This window comes from Pseudomonas sp. AU11447 (assembly GCF_001672555.2).
Classification (GTDB): Bacteria; Pseudomonadota; Gammaproteobacteria; order Pseudomonadales; family Pseudomonadaceae; genus Pseudomonas; species Pseudomonas nitroreducens.
In genome coordinates this window covers 17,480-32,809 of the sequence record NZ_LZDG02000032.1, presented here as the reverse complement: position 1 = coordinate 32,809, position 15,330 = coordinate 17,480, and the positions used below count along the sequence as shown (strand labels likewise).

At 66.0% G+C, this 15,330-nt stretch carries 10 protein-coding genes; 4 read left to right on the top strand and 6 right to left on the bottom strand.

What is annotated here, in order from left to right; all coding sequences use genetic code 11:
• Positions 1-112: 112 nt before the first annotated feature.
• A complete protein-coding gene (locus A6723_RS09790; protein WP_024762580.1) occupies positions 113-1,096 on the bottom strand; it encodes an NAD(P)/FAD-dependent oxidoreductase in 984 nt (327 codons plus the stop codon).
• A 277-nt stretch (positions 1,097-1,373) separates the two neighbouring features.
• Between A6723_RS09790 and A6723_RS09785 the strand changes: the two genes are divergently transcribed.
• From A6723_RS09785 to A6723_RS09770, 4 genes are all read left to right on the top strand, one after another.
• Positions 1,374-2,279 (top strand): TIGR01777 family oxidoreductase, encoded by a 906-nt coding sequence (locus tag A6723_RS09785; protein WP_054909826.1) that lies wholly within the window; start codon positions 1,374-1,376, stop codon positions 2,277-2,279.
• 123 nt (positions 2,280-2,402) lie between these two features.
• Positions 2,403-3,425, top strand: a complete 1,023-nt coding sequence (gene hemH / locus A6723_RS09780; RefSeq protein WP_054909825.1) for a ferrochelatase — start codon at positions 2,403-2,405, stop codon at positions 3,423-3,425.
• A gap of 288 nt (positions 3,426-3,713) precedes the next feature.
• A complete protein-coding gene (locus A6723_RS09775; RefSeq protein ID WP_054909824.1) occupies positions 3,714-5,078 on the top strand; it encodes an MFS transporter in 1,365 nt (454 codons plus the stop codon).
• 103 nt (positions 5,079-5,181) lie between these two features.
• Positions 5,182-6,297, top strand: a complete 1,116-nt coding sequence (locus tag A6723_RS09770) for a hypothetical protein (RefSeq protein WP_054909823.1) — start codon at positions 5,182-5,184, stop codon at positions 6,295-6,297.
• Between the two features lie 160 nt (positions 6,298-6,457).
• On the opposite strand, the gene A6723_RS09765 is transcribed toward A6723_RS09770, so the two are convergent.
• The 5 genes from A6723_RS09765 to A6723_RS09745 all read right to left on the bottom strand — a co-directional run bounded on the left by A6723_RS09765 (position 6,458) and on the right by A6723_RS09745 (position 15,325).
• Complete coding sequence (locus tag A6723_RS09765) at positions 6,458-9,514, bottom strand: multidrug efflux RND transporter permease subunit (RefSeq protein WP_054909822.1); 3,057 nt, start codon at positions 9,512-9,514, stop codon at positions 6,458-6,460.
• Positions 9,515-9,597: 83 nt separating this feature from the next.
• Positions 9,598-10,740 carry an efflux RND transporter periplasmic adaptor subunit gene (locus A6723_RS09760; RefSeq protein ID WP_054909821.1) on the bottom strand — a complete coding sequence of 381 codons (1,143 nt, stop codon included), beginning with the start codon at positions 10,738-10,740 and terminating at the stop codon, positions 9,598-9,600.
• Between the two features lie 290 nt (positions 10,741-11,030).
• On the bottom strand, positions 11,031-12,656 hold the full coding sequence (locus A6723_RS09755) for a methyl-accepting chemotaxis protein (protein WP_054909820.1): 1,626 nt from the start codon (positions 12,654-12,656) through the stop codon (positions 11,031-11,033).
• A gap of 359 nt (positions 12,657-13,015) precedes the next feature.
• Positions 13,016-14,110 (bottom strand): DUF1513 domain-containing protein, encoded by a 1,095-nt coding sequence (locus A6723_RS09750; RefSeq protein WP_054909819.1) that lies wholly within the window; start codon positions 14,108-14,110, stop codon positions 13,016-13,018.
• Between the two features lie 153 nt (positions 14,111-14,263).
• Positions 14,264-15,325 carry an imelysin family protein gene (locus A6723_RS09745; RefSeq protein WP_054909818.1) on the bottom strand — a complete coding sequence of 354 codons (1,062 nt, stop codon included), beginning with the start codon at positions 15,323-15,325 and terminating at the stop codon, positions 14,264-14,266.
• Positions 15,326-15,330 lie beyond the last annotated feature (5 nt).

Genomic DNA, 15,330 nt, shown 5'->3' with positions numbered 1-15,330 from the left:
AACTATCGGTCAGGATAGACGCAGGCCTGTACAAGTGCAAAGCCTTGTACAGGGGCAGGACGCCAACGTGGAGGCTCCGCGGCCCTCCGCGGAAGGAGGGGGCCGTGCGCGATCAGAGGTGTTCGAGCAGGCGGCGTGCGGCTTCCAGGCCGCTCAGCCAGGCGCCTTCGACGCGACCGGAAAGGCACCAGTCGCCACAGGCGTAGATGCCCAGGTCAGCATCGGCCAGGGCGCCGAACTGATGGGCTTCCATGGGCCGCGCGTAGAGCCAGCGGTGGGCGAGTGCAAAGTCGGGGGCGTGCACGGCGCAACCGATCAGCTCGGCGAAGGCCCCGCGCAGGTGTTCGATCACGCTTTCCTTGGGCAGATCGATGTGCTGCTTGCTCCAGCCGCTGGCGGCATGCAGCACCCAGGTGTCCAGTTGCTCGTCGCGCCCCGGCTTGGAGTGGTTGCTGGCCAGCCAGGACAGCGGACCTTCGTGCACGAAGCAGCCTTGCACCGGCGTATCCAGCGGTTCACGGAAGGCCAGGGCAACGGCCCAGGTCGGCTCCATGGGAATGCTTGCGGCGGCCGCCGCCAGCTTCGGCGCGCTGGCCAGCAGGGCGGCGGCCTGCGGTGCAGGGGTCGCGACCAGCACACGGCTGAACGGCCCGTGCGTCTGGCCCTCGGAGTCCTGCAGGTGCCAGTGCTCCTCGCCGCGGTACACCTCGGTGATGCGGCAGGCGAAGGTGACGACCTGGTCCTGCAGCAGCGCGCGGGTGATCGCACTCATGCGCGGGGTGCCGACCCAGCGTGGCTGCTCGTCGGGAGAGGGGCTCAGTTCGCCGTCGCGGTACTGGTAGAGGGCCGGGTCCCATTCGGCGACCCAGCCATGCTCGCGCCATTGCTGAATGGCGTCGAGGAAGCGCCGGTCGCGGGCGGTGAAGTACTGTGCGCCGAGGTCCAGCGCACCGGCCTCGCTGCGCTTGCTGGCCATCCGGCCGCCGCTGCCGTGGCCCTTGTCGAACAGTTGCACGTCCTGTCCGGCATCACGCAGCGCGTGGGCGGCCGAGAGTCCGGCGATACCGGTGCCAATGATGGCAATGGGGGCGCTCATGACATGCCTCGTAATCTGTTTGCATTGAAGCGTAACGAGCGGGAGGTTCTTGTACAAACAAAACTATCTGTACAATTGCGTTTCAGCTGTCCGCGCTCGTCATCGATAGGAATCCGATCATCGGAACCTTCGGCGCCGCATCGGTTCATTCAGAGATGAGCCCGGCTCGGGTTCCGGCACTTACAGCGTAGACCTCGCCGCAGAGGGAGTGTCAATGCAATCGCCTCCCTCTCGTCCAGACTGATGGAAGGTGGATCAACGCAACAAGGAGTTCGCCATGCATATTCTCTTGACCGGCGGCACCGGCCTGATCGGCCGCCGCCTCTGCCGCCAGTGGAGCGCCGATGGGCACCAGCTCACCGTGCTCAGCCGCCAGCCGCAGCGTGTTTCGTCGCTGTGCGGCGAGACGGTGCGTGGTATCGCCGACTTCGAAGCCTATGGCGACGGGCCGCTGGACGCAGTGGTCAACCTGGCCGGCGAACCGATTGCCGACAAGCCGTGGAGTGCCCGGCGCAAGGCCTTGCTGTGGGACAGCCGGGTGCGCCTGACCGAGCGCCTGGTAGCCTGGCTGGAAAGCCGCAGCCAACGCCCGGCAGTGCTGATCAACGGCTCCGCGGTTGGCTGGTATGGCGACGCCGGTGAGCGCCCGCTGGAGGAGAACAGCGCCGCGGCCGGCGAGGACTTCGCCAGCGAGCTGTGCCTGGCCTGGGAGCAGATCGCCCGCGAGGCCGAGGCACTCGGCATCCGTGTGGTCCTGGTGCGCACCGGGTTGGTGCTGGCGCCCGAAGGCGGTTTCCTCAAGCGCCTGTTGCCGCCGTTCCGCCTGGGCGCGGGCGGGCGATTGGGCGACGGTCGCCAGTGGATGTCCTGGATCCATATAGAGGACCAGATCGCCCTGATCGATTTTCTTTTGCGCAAGGCCGATGCCGAGGGTCCCTATAATGCGTGCGCGCCGCAGCCGGCGCGCAACCGCGACTTCACCCAGGAACTGGGCCAGACGCTGCACCGGCCGACGCTGATGCCCATGCCGGGGTTCGCCCTGCGCCTGCTGCTGGGGGAAATGTCGACCCTGCTGCTGGGCGGCCAGCGCATCGTGCCGCGACGCCTGCTGGACGCCGGCTTCGAGTTTCGTTTCCCGGAGCTGAAGGAGGCCCTGGCCGACGTGCTTCGCGAGGCCCGCTGAACCCCGACCTACCGAGGCCCTGCGACATCGGTGACAGCCTCGGGGCCTCTTGATGGAGCGAGCTGCGTGTAAACTGCGCAGCCCGCACGATGACCGCCTACCGCACCGGTTTAAGGACACTGCATGACCCAAAACGCCCTCCTGCTGGTCAACCTGGGATCGCCGGCTTCCACCCGGGTCGAGGACGTGCGCCGCTACCTCGATCAATTCCTCATGGACCCTTACGTGATCGACCTGCCCTGGCCGATCCGCCGGTTGCTGGTTTCGCTGGTGCTGCGCAAGCGCCCGGAGGAGTCCGCCCATGCCTATGCGTCGATCTGGTGGGACGAAGGTTCGCCGCTGGTCGTGCTGAGTCGTCGCCTGCAGGAGGCCGTCCGGCCGTTCTGGCCGCATGGCCCGGTGGAGCTGGGCATGCGTTATGGCGAGCCGTCCATCGAGGGCGCGCTGCTACGCCTGAGCCAGCAGGGCATTACCCAGGTGACCTTCGCGCCGCTCTACCCGCAGTTCGCCGACAGCACCACCACCACCGCCATCGAGGAAGCCCGCCGCGTCATGCGTGAGCATGGCCTCAAACTGGAGCTGAAGGTGCTGCCGCCGTTCTACGCGGAGCCTGAGTACCGCCAGGCGCTGGTGGATAGCGTGAAGCCCTATCTGGACCAACCTTACGATCACCTGCTGCTGAGCTTCCACGGCCTGCCCGAGTCGCACATCCGCAAGCTGGTGAAGGACAAGAGCCACGACCTCACGGCCAGTTCCAGCCGGGGCGTGCACGAGGACGTCATGGCTGTCTGTTACCGCAGCCAGTGCCTGCGCACGGCGGAGGACTTCGCCGCGGGTGCCGGGCTGGAGGACGGGCGTTGGTCGGTATCCTTCCAGTCGCGTCTGGGGCGCAACAAGTGGATCGAACCCTACACCGAAGCGCAGCTGGAAAAGCTCGGCAAGCAGGGCGTGAAGCGCCTGCTGGTGATGTGCCCGGCCTTCGTCGCCGATTGCATCGAGACGCTGGAAGAAATCGGCCAGCGCGGCAACGAGCAGTTCCGCGCGGCAGGTGGCGAGGAGCTGGTGCTGGTGCCTTGCCTGAATGACCAGGAGTTGTGGGCGCGGGCGCTGGCCAAGCTGTGTGAGCGGACGCCTGCCGCGATCTGATCGGCTTCGGCGCTCGGGCTTCCCCTCACCCCAGCACTTGCCTGCTCTTCGTAGGAGCGAGCTTGCTCGCGAACGGATTCCGCGACAGGGCGGGTTCGCGAGCAAGCTCGCTCCTACAGGACGTCCCCGCTGAAACCCGGCGGCCAGCCTCTGACCACCCATTCATCAGCCAACGGCCGACGCACGCATTCAGAGACCTGATAGTGCGCGCGCTGTGGGTTCGCAATGCCTACTCTGCGGGTCTCCCCTTCGCCTTCGCCGCGATTGGCGGCGCATCAGGAGCCCGGCATGAACAACAACAATAACGGCTACCCCTCCAGTGCCGTGGCCTGGTCCACGGTTGCGATCCTCATGGTCGCCTACGTGCTTTCCTTCATCGACCGACAGATTCTCAACCTGCTGGTCGGCCCCATCCGCCGCGACCTGGAGATCAGCGACACGCAGATGAGCCTGCTGATGGGCCTGTCCTTCGCGCTGTTCTACACCCTTTGCGGCATTCCGCTCGGGCGCATGGCGGACAGCCGCAGCCGCCGCGGGCTGATCACCGTCGGCGTGCTGATCTGGAGCGCCATGACCGCCGCCTGCGGCCTGGCCAAGCAGTACTGGCATTTCCTGCTGTTCCGCGTTGGTGTCGGCGTGGGCGAGGCGGCATTGTCGCCGGCAGCCTATTCGCTGATCGCCGACAGCTTTCCGGCCAATCGCCGCGCCACCGCCATCAGCGTCTACTCCATGGGCATCTACCTCGGCTCGGGCCTAGCTTTCCTGCTCGGCGGGCTGGTGATCAAGTTCGCCTCGGCCCAGGGCGACGTGCACCTGCCGGTCCTCGGTGAAGTGCGCCCCTGGCAGCTGATCTTCCTGATTCTCGGCGCGGCCGGCGTGCTGTTCACCCTGCTGATGCTCGCGGTGAAGGAGCCGACCCGCCGTGGCGTGGGCGCCGGTGTGGTGGTGCCGATGAGCGAAGTGGGCGCCTACCTGCGCGCCAACCGCAAGACGGTGATCTGCCACAACTTCGGCTTCGCCTGCATCTCCTTCGCCAGCTACGGCAGCGGCGCCTGGGTGCCGACCTTCTTCGTCCGCACCTATGGCTGGGACGCCGGCCATGTGGGCGTGGTGTACGGCAGCATCGTCGCCGTGTTCGGCTGCCTGGGCATCGTCTGCGGTGGCCGCCTGGCCGACTACTGGGCCAAGCGCGGACGCACCGACGCCAACATGCGCGTGGGCCTGTTGGCGGCCTGCCTCGCCATCCCGCTGAGCCTGGTCTACCCGCTGCTGGACAGCGCCAATGCGGCTGCCGCGATGATGGCGCCCATCGTGTTCTTCCTCAGCATGCCCTTCGGCGTCGCCCCGGCGGCGATCCAGGAAATCATGCCCAACTCCATGCGCGGCCAGGCCTCGGCCATCTACCTGTTCGTGGTCACGCTGCTGGGCCTGGGCGTCGGCCCGACCGCCATCGCCCTGGTCACCGACTACGTGTTCGCCGACGACATGGCGCTGCGCTATTCGCTGTTGATCGTCAGTGCCGTGGCCCTGCTGGCGGGCGCGCTGTTCCTGGCCAACGGCCTGAAGCCGTATCGGGCCAGCCTCGAACACCTCAAGAGCTGGAGCCTGAAAGGCGAGAGCAGCAGTGGCGCGATGCAACGCCAGCCGGCCTGATACTGCCTGTTCCGCACCGAGCCCCCGCGCAGCGATGCGCGGGGGCTTTTCTTTGTGCGTGGCACAATGCGGCAGAACATGGATTCGATGAGGGATTTCCAGCGTGGAAGGGAACAGTATTCGTGCAGGGCTGCTTGCCCTGGGGGTTCTGGCGCTGAGCGCCCCGGCAGGCGCGGACGAGTCTTGGGATGCGTTCACGCAGAACGACCTCATCGGCTTCAAGGATGCGCAGGGTACGGTGAAGGTTGCGCCCAGGCTCAGCCCGATGTTCACGATAGCCCGGCGTTTCGAGCACATCATCGCTGCCGGCGAGGAAACCGCCGACGGTTACCGCACCTACTACCTGCTGCGCGATGGTCGTCGGGTGGCGCCGGAGGCGGTCTACTACTTCGACAACGCGCCGGTCTGCGAGAGTGAGAACAGCATCCGTTTCCGCGATCGCCAGCGTGACAAGGTCGGGTTCCTCGATGGTCATGGCCAGGTGCTGATCCCGGCCGAGCTGAGCGACGCCAGTGCCATGCGAAACGGCATGGTCGTGGCGCTGACGGGGGCCAGCCGAACCTGTGCCGATCCGGGCACCAGCCTGGAGCAGTGCGAACACCGAGGCTGGAAGGGCGGCACCGAGTTGCTGCTCGACCGCCACGGCAAGACGCTGGTGTCGAACTTCGACAGCACCCGTGCTGGTGCGCTGGACTGGTTCTCGCAGCAGGCCAGCGAGCAACCTTCCAATGACCCGCGCCGCGTTTCCTTCAGGGGCGTCGACGGGCGTTACATCAGCTTCGTCGACATCGAGAAGGACTTCGCCCTCTGGTTCAGGGACGTTTTTCTCGCGCAACTCGATGATGATTCGCTGAAGGCCCACAGCTACTCGCGAATCTGGCTCGGGCAGGGTAGCGAACCGCTGGATGACTGGCAGGCCGCTCCGGTGGACGATGTGGTGCGCCAACACGCGGCCGAGCTGCGCAAGCGCCTGGAAACCCTGCGTACGTCAGATGGCTATGGCGTGCGCCAGGACGACATGGGCTGGCCGTTCGACCCCGAGAGCGACCCGCAGTACTTCGACAACTGCGGCGATTTCGCCCAGTGGACGACGCCCAAGGTCTCGGCCGTGGAACACTGGGAGCAGGGCTCGTTCGAGCCGGCCAAGCATGCGAGCTTCGATTTCATCCGCACGGCGGACGGGTATCGCCTGGTGGCGTTCTCGATTCCGAAGCAGTGACCTACCAGTTGTATCGGAACTGTAGGAGCGAGCTTGCTCGCGAACGCGGTTTCGCCAGGGACATTGGCATCAGGCGGTTCGCGAGCAAGCTCGCTCCTACAAGGGCCTGGCGCGCGGATCAAACAGAGAAAAAAGCCCCGCGGATGCGGGGCTTTTTCGTTCAGTGCGCCGTGGCTGGCGTGCCGGCTTCAGCAGGCTTCTTGTCCGGCTTGGCCAGCAGCGTGTACACGCAGGGTAGGACGAACAGGGTGAACAGCGTACCGACGCTCATGCCCGTGGCGATCACCACGCCGATGTCGAAGCGGCTCACCGCGCCGGCGCCGCTGGCGAACAGCAGCGGGGTCACGCCCAGCACCATCGCTGCGGTGGTCATCAGTACCGGGCGCAGGCGGATCGCCGCGGCTTCTTCGACCGCCTCGCGCACCGACAGGCCGCGCTCGTGGCGCAGCTGGTTGGCGAACTCGACGATGAGGATGCCGTGCTTGCTGATCAGGCCGATCAGCGTCACCAGGCCCACCTGGGTGTAGATGTTCAGGCTCGACAGGCCGAGGAACAATGGGATCAGCGCACCACAGATCGACAGCGGCACCGTGACCATGATCACCAGCGGGTCGCGGAAGCTCTCGAACTGTGCCGCCAGCACCAGGAAGATCACCGCCAGTGCCAGGGCGAAGGTGATCATCAGCGCGCTGCCTTCCTGCACGAACTGCCGCGAGGCGCCTGCGTAGTCGAAGGAGAAGCCGCGCGGCGATTCCTCTTCGGCGAAACCGCGCACCGTCTCGATGGCCTCGCCCATGCTGACCATGGGCACGCCGGAGATAATTGCCGAGTTCAACTGCTGGAACTGGTTGAGCTGGCGCGGGCGGGCGCGTTCGTGGAAGGTCACCAGGGTCGACAGCGATATCAGCTGGCCGCTCTGGCTCTTCACGTAGTAGTTGTTCAGCCAGCTCGGGTTGTCGCGGTAGGCGCGCTCGACCTGGGCGATCACCTTGTAGCTGCGCCCGTCGATAGTGAAGCGGTTGATCTCGCCCTCGCCCAGCAGCGCGCCCAGCGACACGCCCAGGTCCTGCATGCTGACGCCCATCTGCGCGGCCTTGGCGCGGTCGATGTCGACCACCAGTTCGGGCTTGTCGAAGGCCAGGTCGAGGTCGAGGAAGGCGAACTTGCCTGACTCCTCTGCGCGCTTCTTCACCCGCTCGGCCACCTGCAGCAGCGACTGGTAGTCGCTGGCGGTGTTGATCACGAACTGGAACGGCAGGCCCTCGCCGGTACCCGGCAGCGACGGTAGGTTGAAGCCGAAGATCTGCAGGCCGGGAATCTTGTTCAGCTCTTCCTGTACCGCGTGCAGCAGCTCCATCTGGCTACGGTCGCGCTCGTCCCAGGGCTTGAGAAGCATGCCACCGATGCCGGTCTGCACGCCGTTGTAGCCGTTGATCTGGAACGCCGAATAGTACTCGGGGAACTTGCGGAAGATGCCCTCGAACTCGGCGGTGTACTTCGACAGGTAATCCAGGTTCGCCGTCTGCGGTGCGTTGGCCATGATGAAGACGATGCCCTGGTCTTCCTCCGGTGCCAGTTCCTTGTGGGTGAACATCAGCAGCAGCGGGATGATCGCCAGCACCAGCAGGGCGAAGACGATTACCACCGGACGGCTGTTCAGCGTGCCATGCAGGGCGCGCTGATAACGCTGCTTGAGGCCCTCGAAGATCAGGTCCAGGCGATGCGCCAGGCCGCTGGGGTTTTCGTCGTGGCGCAGCAGGCGCGAGCACATCATCGGCGACAGCGTCAGGGCGACGATGCCGGAGATGATCACGGCGCCGGCCAGGGTGAAGGCGAACTCCTTGAACAGCGCGCCGGTCAGGCCGCTGAGGAAGCCGATGGGCGCATACACGGCGGCCAGGGTGATGGTCATGGTCACCACCGGCACGGCGATTTCCCGCGCGCCCTCGATGGCGCCCTGGAACGGCGACTTGCCCTCCTCGATGTGGCGGTGGATGTTCTCCACCACGACGATGGCGTCGTCCACCACCAGGCCGATGGCGAGCACCATCGCCAGCAGCGTCAGCAGGTTGATCGAGTAGCCCATCATCTGCATGAAGAACAGCACGCCGATCATCGACAGTGGGATGGTCACCACCGGGATGATCACCGAGCGGAACGCGCCGAGGAACAGGAAGACCACGACGATGACGATCAGGATCGCCTCGGCCAGGGTCTTCACCACTTCGTCGATGGATGCCTGGATGAAGCGCGTGGCATCGTAGGCTATGGAGACTTTCAGGCCCGGCGGCAGCTGTTCTTCCAGCTCCGGCATCTTGGCGCGGACTTCCTTGATCACGTCCAGCGGGTTGGAGCTGGGCGTGCCCTTGATGCCGATGTACACCGACGGGATGCCGTTGAACGAACTGACCGCGTCATAGCTCGCGGCACCCAGTTCGATACGTGCGACGTCACCCATCAGCACGCGGCGGTCACCCGCGGTCTTCAGCGGGATGGCGGCGAAGGCTTCCGGGGATTTCAGGTCGGTGGTGGCGTTCACCGAGGTGACCACCAGCTCGCCCTTCACCTCGCCGGCGGCGGAGAGGAAGTTGTACTCGCGCACCGCGCTGGCCACGTCGCCGGCGGTGATGCCGTAGGCGGCCATCTTCACCGGGTCCAGCCACAGGCGCATGGCGAAGACCTGGTTGCCGAGGATCTCGGCTTCGGCGATGCCCGGCAGGGTGGCGAGCTTGGGCTGGATCACCCGCGACAGGTAGTCGGTGATCTGCGGGTTGTTCATCTGCTCGCTGAAGAAGCTGATGTACATCAGCGCCGAGGCGTCGGCCGCTTCCTTGTCGAGGATCGGGTCCTCGGCATCCGGCGGCAGCTGGGTCTTCACCTCGCCGATCTTCGACAGCAGCTCGGTGACCAGGCGATCGGTGTTGGCGCCAATATGCGCGTAGATCGAGATCACCGAGTAGTTCTGCCGGCTCACCGAGGTCATGTAGTCGATGCCTTCGGCGCTGGCCAGGCTCTGCTGCAGCGGCTGGGTGATGTAGCCCTGGATGGTCTCGGCGTTGGCGCCGGCATAGAAGGTGGTGACAGTGATCAGCGCGTTTTCCATCTGCGGATATTCGCGGATCACCAGCTTGCTGAAGGCCTGCATTCCGAGCAGGACGATCAGCAGGCTGACCACGGTCGCCAGCACGGGGCGACGGATGAAGGGATCGGTGAACATAGCTCAATCCTTTAATGCGGACCCTGCCGGATGACGGCGGGGTCTGTTGGCGCGCAGCATCGAGCGACGCGCCGGCTATGCGATTACTGCGGGTCCTTGACGATGGCCACGGCAGTGCCGTTGTCCAGCTTGAGCTGGCCGGAGGTCACCACTTCTTCGCCGGCCTTCAGGCCCTCGAGGATCACCACGTTGCCTTCGCGGCGCTCGCCGGTCTTCACGAAGCGGCGTTCGACTTCCAGCTTCTTCTGCGAAGACTCGGTGACCTTCGTCTGGCTGGCGCTCGCTACCTCAGCGTCCTTGTCGTCCGCTTTCTTCTTCTGCGGCACCACCACGTACACCGAGTTGCCGTACAGGGTGAAGGCCACGGCGGTTTCCGGGACGATCACGCGCGGGGCGCTGTCCGGCAGCTGTACTTCGAGGTTGGCGAACATGCCCGGCAGCAGCTTGCCGTCCGGGTTGGCCATGCTGGCGCGGACCAGCAGGTTGCGCGTCTGGTTGTCCACGCGCGGGCTGATGGCGTCGATCTGCGCGTCGAAGCTCTGGCCTGGATAGGCTGCCACGCGCACCACGACCTTCTGCCCGCGCTTGAGCAGCGGGAAGTCCTGTTCGGGCAGGAAGAAGTCCACCTGCAGGGTGGATAGGTCCTGCAGGGTGACGATCTCGGTGCCGGGGGAAACGTAGTCGCCCACGTCCACCTGACGGATGCCGATGGTGCCGGAGAAGGGCGCGAGGATGCGCTTCTTCGCCAGCGCCGCCTTGAGCTGGGCAACGGTGGCAGTGGAACGGTTCAACTGGGCGGCGAGGCGGTCGTACTCGCTCTTGGAGATAGCCTGGCGGCCCACCAGGCTCTTGCCGCGCTCGTACTCGACCTGGGCCAGCCCGAGGTCTGCCTCGGCGGTGCGCAGGGTAGCCTGCTCGACGTCGGATTCCAGTTGCACGACCGGCTGGCCGACCTTGACCTTTTCGCCGGAGACGAACTGCACGGCACTCACCGTGCCGGAGACTTCCGCAGTCAGGGTTACGCCCTGGATGGCGCGCAGGGTGCCGATGGCCGCCAGGCGGCTCTGCCAGTCGCGTTCTTCGGCCAGGGTCGCGTTCACGCTCACCGGCGGGCGGGGAGCCGAGAACATGGCGATCTGTTTGGTGATGGAGAGGTATTTCGAGCCGGCGAGCACCGCAACGATGACGGCAACTACGCCCAGCATGATCAGCATGCGGCGCAACATCTTCCTGTTCCTTGGTACGTGCCTGGCAGCTATCGAGCGCGATCGCTCGCCCACTATTTGCCGGGCGGCCTTCCGTTCGCGCAGATGTCGATCAGGCTCTGAAGCCTATACGTGGGACGCCCCATTGCGGGGCGGAATTGCGCACCTTATTCCTGAATCGACGGCGAGTCAAAGGGCCGGGTTTACAAGACGTTTCCCGCAGGATTTGAAGGGATTACGAGAAATAGGCGCTGAATCGGTGCAGCAGGAACTGTCGGAGGAGGGGGCCACTTCCGTGTGGCCGGAGCGGGTCAGGCGCTGAGCTTGCGGGTGACGTCGGCGATCTCGCCGGAGAGGCCGTGCAAGTGGCGGCTGGCGCCCTGGGTGCGCACCACGTTTTCCTCGTTGGTGGCGCCGATGGCGGTGATCTCGGTGAGGTTGCGCGAGATGTCCTCGGCGACCGAGGTCTGTTCTTCGGCGGCGGTAGCGATCTGCCGGTTCATGTCGCGGATCGCTTCCACGGCCAGGGTGATGCTGCGCAGCACTTCGCCGGCCTGGGTGACGCGCTCCACGCCCTGCTCGCTGCGGGTCTGGCCGTTTTCGATCGCGCGCAGGGCGTTCACCGAACCGGTCTGCACGGTGTCGATGATCTGGTGGATCTCGGCGGTGGATTCGGCGGTGCGCTGCGCCAGGGTGCGGACTTCGTCGGCGACCACGGCAAAGCCACGGCCGGCCTCACCGGCGCGGGCGGCTTCGATGGCGGCGTTGAGGGCCAGCAGGTTGGTCTGGTCAGCGATGCCGCGGATCACTTCGAGCACCTTGCCGATGCGCCCGCTGTCGCTTTCCAGGCGGCGAATGACCTCGGCGGTGTTGGCGATCTCGTTGCTCATCTCGGTGATGGTGACAATGGTGGTCTTCATCACTTCGCCGCCTTGCTGGGCGTGCTGGTCGGCATCGTCGGCGGCGCGAGCGGCGTCGGAGGCGTGGCGCGCCACTTCCTGTGCGGTGGCGGACATCTCGTGCATCGCGGTGGCCACCTGGTCGGTGCGCGAGAATTGCTCGCGGGTACCTTCGGCCATCAGGGTGGCGATGGCGTTCAGCTCGCCGCTGGCGGTATCCAGTTCATGGGTGCTGTGCTTGAGGCGAGTGAAGGTTTCGGCGAGGAAGTCGCGCAGGGTGTTGGCGGCGCGCGCCAGGCGGCCCAGTTCGTCGCGGCGGGTGGCGTCGACGCGTTCGCCGAAATTGCCTTCGCTGAGCTGGGCGATGTGCTCGATCAGGCGCGCAATCGGGCCGATCAGGTTGCGGTTGACCAGCCACAGGCTGAGCAGGCCCAGGGCGAGTCCGGAGACCAGCAGGATCAGGCTGCCGCTGATGGCGGTGCTGTGGGCGCTGTCGGAAATCATCTGGGATTGCTCATGGGCTTCGCGGTGCAGGCTGTCCACCAGGGCGGCCATCTGGTCGCTGGCGGCGCGGTCGATGCCCTTCACGGCAGCATCACCGGCGCGCGGGTCGCTGCCGGCGGCAAGGTAGGCGTCGCGGCCCTTGCGGTAAGCCTGGCCGAGCTGGCGGTGCTCGTCGCGCAGGCGGGTTACCTGTGACTTGAGCTGCGGTTCGTCGCCGGCGTTCTGTTCCAGTCGGCCGAGGATGTCCTGCACCGCGCGTTCCTGGTCCTCGAACTGGCCCCAGTATTTGTTCAGGTCGGCCGGCTGCTGGCCGCGCAGCAGGACGTTCTTCCACTCCTGGACCTGGATCTTGAAGGCGAGGTTGGCCTGGTCGACCAGTTGTGAGGATTGCAACGGGCCGTCGAGCAGACGCTGGTAGGCCGTGACGCTGCCGGAGAGGAAGTGGAAGCAGGCGAGGGCGATCAGCAGCACGAGCAGCAGGCTGCCGCCCAGCAGCGAAAGGATCTGGGTACGCAAGGAAGTGTTGGGGGACATCGTGGGTACGCCTCTAAGACGCAAGGTGGGAATCGGTCAGTCTTTGCATCGGCCGGGTACGCGCGTTTGTGAGGCCGGGCAGATGAGCGGTAGTGCTTTGGAGCGCTCTGGGACGGGCGTTCAGCTTGATGCCTTGGTCTGTTGATCGCATAAGAGCGACTGTCTTCTGCGGGGAAGTCCGTGCCACTGGTTTTCCCTCATCCCAGCCCTCTCCCAAGGGGAGAAGGGCTGGCATGGCATCCAGCGAACACGGCACGTCCCGGCAACGCCAAACGGCTCCCTCTCCCTTCGGGAGAGGGCTGGGGGGAGGGCATGTCGTGCTGAGGACTCGCAGTCCGCTGGTGTGTTTGCCGGAAGCTTCACGCCAGGTGCAGGTGGTTGTCCCAGAAGGCTGGCGGCAGGTCCAGCGGCGTGCCGGCAATCCGTTCGCTGCGGCAGTCATAGACGCGGCAGCGGCCCTGGCCGGAGGTGACGACAAAGCCGTCCTTCACCGCGCCGACGCCGGCGCAATCGGGCAGCGGCGCGTCCAGGCGCACGGCGCCGCTGTCCAGGTCCCAGATGAAGAAGCGGTTGCCGCGCGGCGCGGTCAGGGCGACCAGGCGCAGCTCGTCATGGATGGCGACGCTGGCGGTGTACTGGGTCATCGCCAGGCGCTGCTCGTCCGCCAGCGGGAAGGCTTCGAATGGCTGGCCGGGGCGCTTGATCGCGAGCAGGTCGGCACGGTCGTGGCTGTCGCCCATGTATTGCTGGCCGGCGACGATGGTGCCGTCCTTTGCGATCGCCAGGTGGCGCACGCTGTTCATCTGCTGCGGCAGGGTTTCCTTGGAGATCAGCGAGCCGTCGCGGCGCATCAGCACCAGGCTCGGTTCCATGGCGTCGAGGTTCATTTCCACACGGCTTTCGGCTTCGGTGCGGATGCCGCCGTTGGCGACCACCAGCGTTTCGCCGTCAGGCATCCAGGACACCTGGTGCGGGCCGAGGCCGTGGGTGGAAATCTCGCCGGTGTGGCTCAGGCGCTCACCGTCGAAGCGGTACACACCGAGCATCCCGCGGCCCGGATCGGTGGTGTCGTTCTCGGTGGCGTACAGCCACTCGCCGTCCTTGTGCCACACGCCGTGGCCGTAGAAGTGGCGGTCGGCCTGCGAGTCGAGGGTCTGCAGCAGGCGGCCGTCGTTCAGGTCGATCAGGTAGCTCTGCCGACCCGGCCGCCGGGCGACGAACAGCGCCAGTGGCAGCTCGGGATGCTGCACCACGTCGTGGCAGCGCAGGCCGACTTCGGTGGCGAAGGCACAGCTGCCATCCAGGCGATAGCCCACGGCGTAGTGCTTGCCATCCGCGTCGTCACGGGCGGACAGCACCAGGGGCTCCTTGCCCTTGCGTGACAGCGTCCAGCCGCCGAAGGTCAGGGCACCGAGCAGCAGGCTGCCCAGGCCGATCACGTGACGTCGCAACATGGCGTTCACCTCTTTCACTTCTTGCTTCCCATCGATCTTGCGAGCTAGAGCCAGGCTAGGCGGGAAGGTGCGGCGGATGCGGAATTGGCTCTAGCCAATGAGCAATTCGACGCACCTTTCCAACGACGCATGGCCGACGCGCAGCAGACCGAATCAGTCGCCGTCGTTGGCGTTGAACCCCAGCTGCACGCCGAGGGCTTTCGCCAGGTCGCTTTCATGCAGGCGGTGGACAACGTTGAGGCTGTCGTACAGCTCGTTCAGTTGCTTGATGCCGGCATCGTCCTTGAGCAGTTCGCTGAGCGGGGTGTTGATCGCCTTCAGCTTGCCATGAACGTCGGTGTAGGCCGCGTCGATCTTGCCGGCCAGCTCTTTCTGCTCGGCCGGCAGCAGGGCGCGCAGGCCCTTCTTGTCGGTGCCGTCCCACAGCGCCTGGGCGCCGGTCAGGCTGGAGTCCAGGCTCGCCAGCGACATGTCGCTGCGCCAGCCTTCGGCCTGGAACGGCTGCGGGATGCCCTTGCTCTGGCGGCCCAGCGGGGTGCCGAGTTTCTTCTTCAGCATGTCCAGCGCGGTGACCTGCACGCGCAGCAGTTCGGCGATGGCCTCGTGGGCATCGGCGTAGCGCTCGTTGGGGAACTTGGAGAGCTGGGCGAGCATGCCGCCGTCCTGCTTCCACTGCGCCAGGATGCCCTCCGCCAGGGCTTGCTGGTGGCTGCCGATGGCCTCCAGCAGCGGGCAGTAGCGCGCCTTGGTCTCGGCGTTGGCGAGGTCGATCCTGGCGTCGTAGAGGATGTATTCGTAGGCGGTCAGGCCCTGGACCACGACGCTGGATTTATCCAGGGTCGCCGGGGAAATCGCGTTGCCGCTGTTGAGCAGTTGCTCGACCTGGCGCGCCACGAGGTTCTTCTTGTCCGGCCAGAACTGTACCTGCCAGGAACGATTGCCTTCGGCCAGAGGGCCGACCAGCAGCGGCTGCAGCTCGGCCCAGGCCTTCTGCGCGGCCATGAAGTCGGCACGGGCCTTGGTCAGATCTTCCTTGCCCTGGCAGTAGGCCAGGGCGCTGGCGGCGAGCGCGCGGTCGGCGTCGACCCAGCGGCTGTAGGTCGGCAGGATCACCTGCTGGGCCAGCGTGGCGCTGGTGGTCGCCTGCGGGTCGGTGGGCGAGCAGGCGCCCAGGGCGATGGCGAGGCTGGTGATCAGAAGTCGGGGGCGGAACATGGTGG

Excerpts from the sequence above, each read along its gene's own strand:
- A6723_RS09745 (WP_054909818.1), bottom strand. The coding sequence starts at position 15,325 with ATGTTCCGCCCCCGACTTCTGATCACCAGCCTCGCCATCGCCCTGGGC.
- hemH (WP_054909825.1), top strand. The coding sequence starts at position 2,403 with ATGACCCAAAACGCCCTCCTGCTGGTCAACCTGGGATCGCCGGCTTCC.
- A6723_RS09760 (WP_054909821.1), bottom strand. The coding sequence starts at position 10,740 with ATGTTGCGCCGCATGCTGATCATGCTGGGCGTAGTTGCCGTCATCGTT.
- A6723_RS09750 (WP_054909819.1), bottom strand. The coding sequence starts at position 14,110 with ATGTTGCGACGTCACGTGATCGGCCTGGGCAGCCTGCTGCTCGGTGCC.
- A6723_RS09765 (WP_054909822.1), bottom strand. The coding sequence starts at position 9,514 with ATGTTCACCGATCCCTTCATCCGTCGCCCCGTGCTGGCGACCGTGGTC.
- A6723_RS09775 (WP_054909824.1), top strand. The coding sequence starts at position 3,714 with ATGAACAACAACAATAACGGCTACCCCTCCAGTGCCGTGGCCTGGTCC.
- A6723_RS09785 (WP_054909826.1), top strand. The coding sequence starts at position 1,374 with ATGCATATTCTCTTGACCGGCGGCACCGGCCTGATCGGCCGCCGCCTC.
- A6723_RS09790 (WP_024762580.1), bottom strand. The coding sequence starts at position 1,096 with ATGAGCGCCCCCATTGCCATCATTGGCACCGGTATCGCCGGACTCTCG.
- A6723_RS09755 (WP_054909820.1), bottom strand. The coding sequence starts at position 12,656 with ATGTCCCCCAACACTTCCTTGCGTACCCAGATCCTTTCGCTGCTGGGC.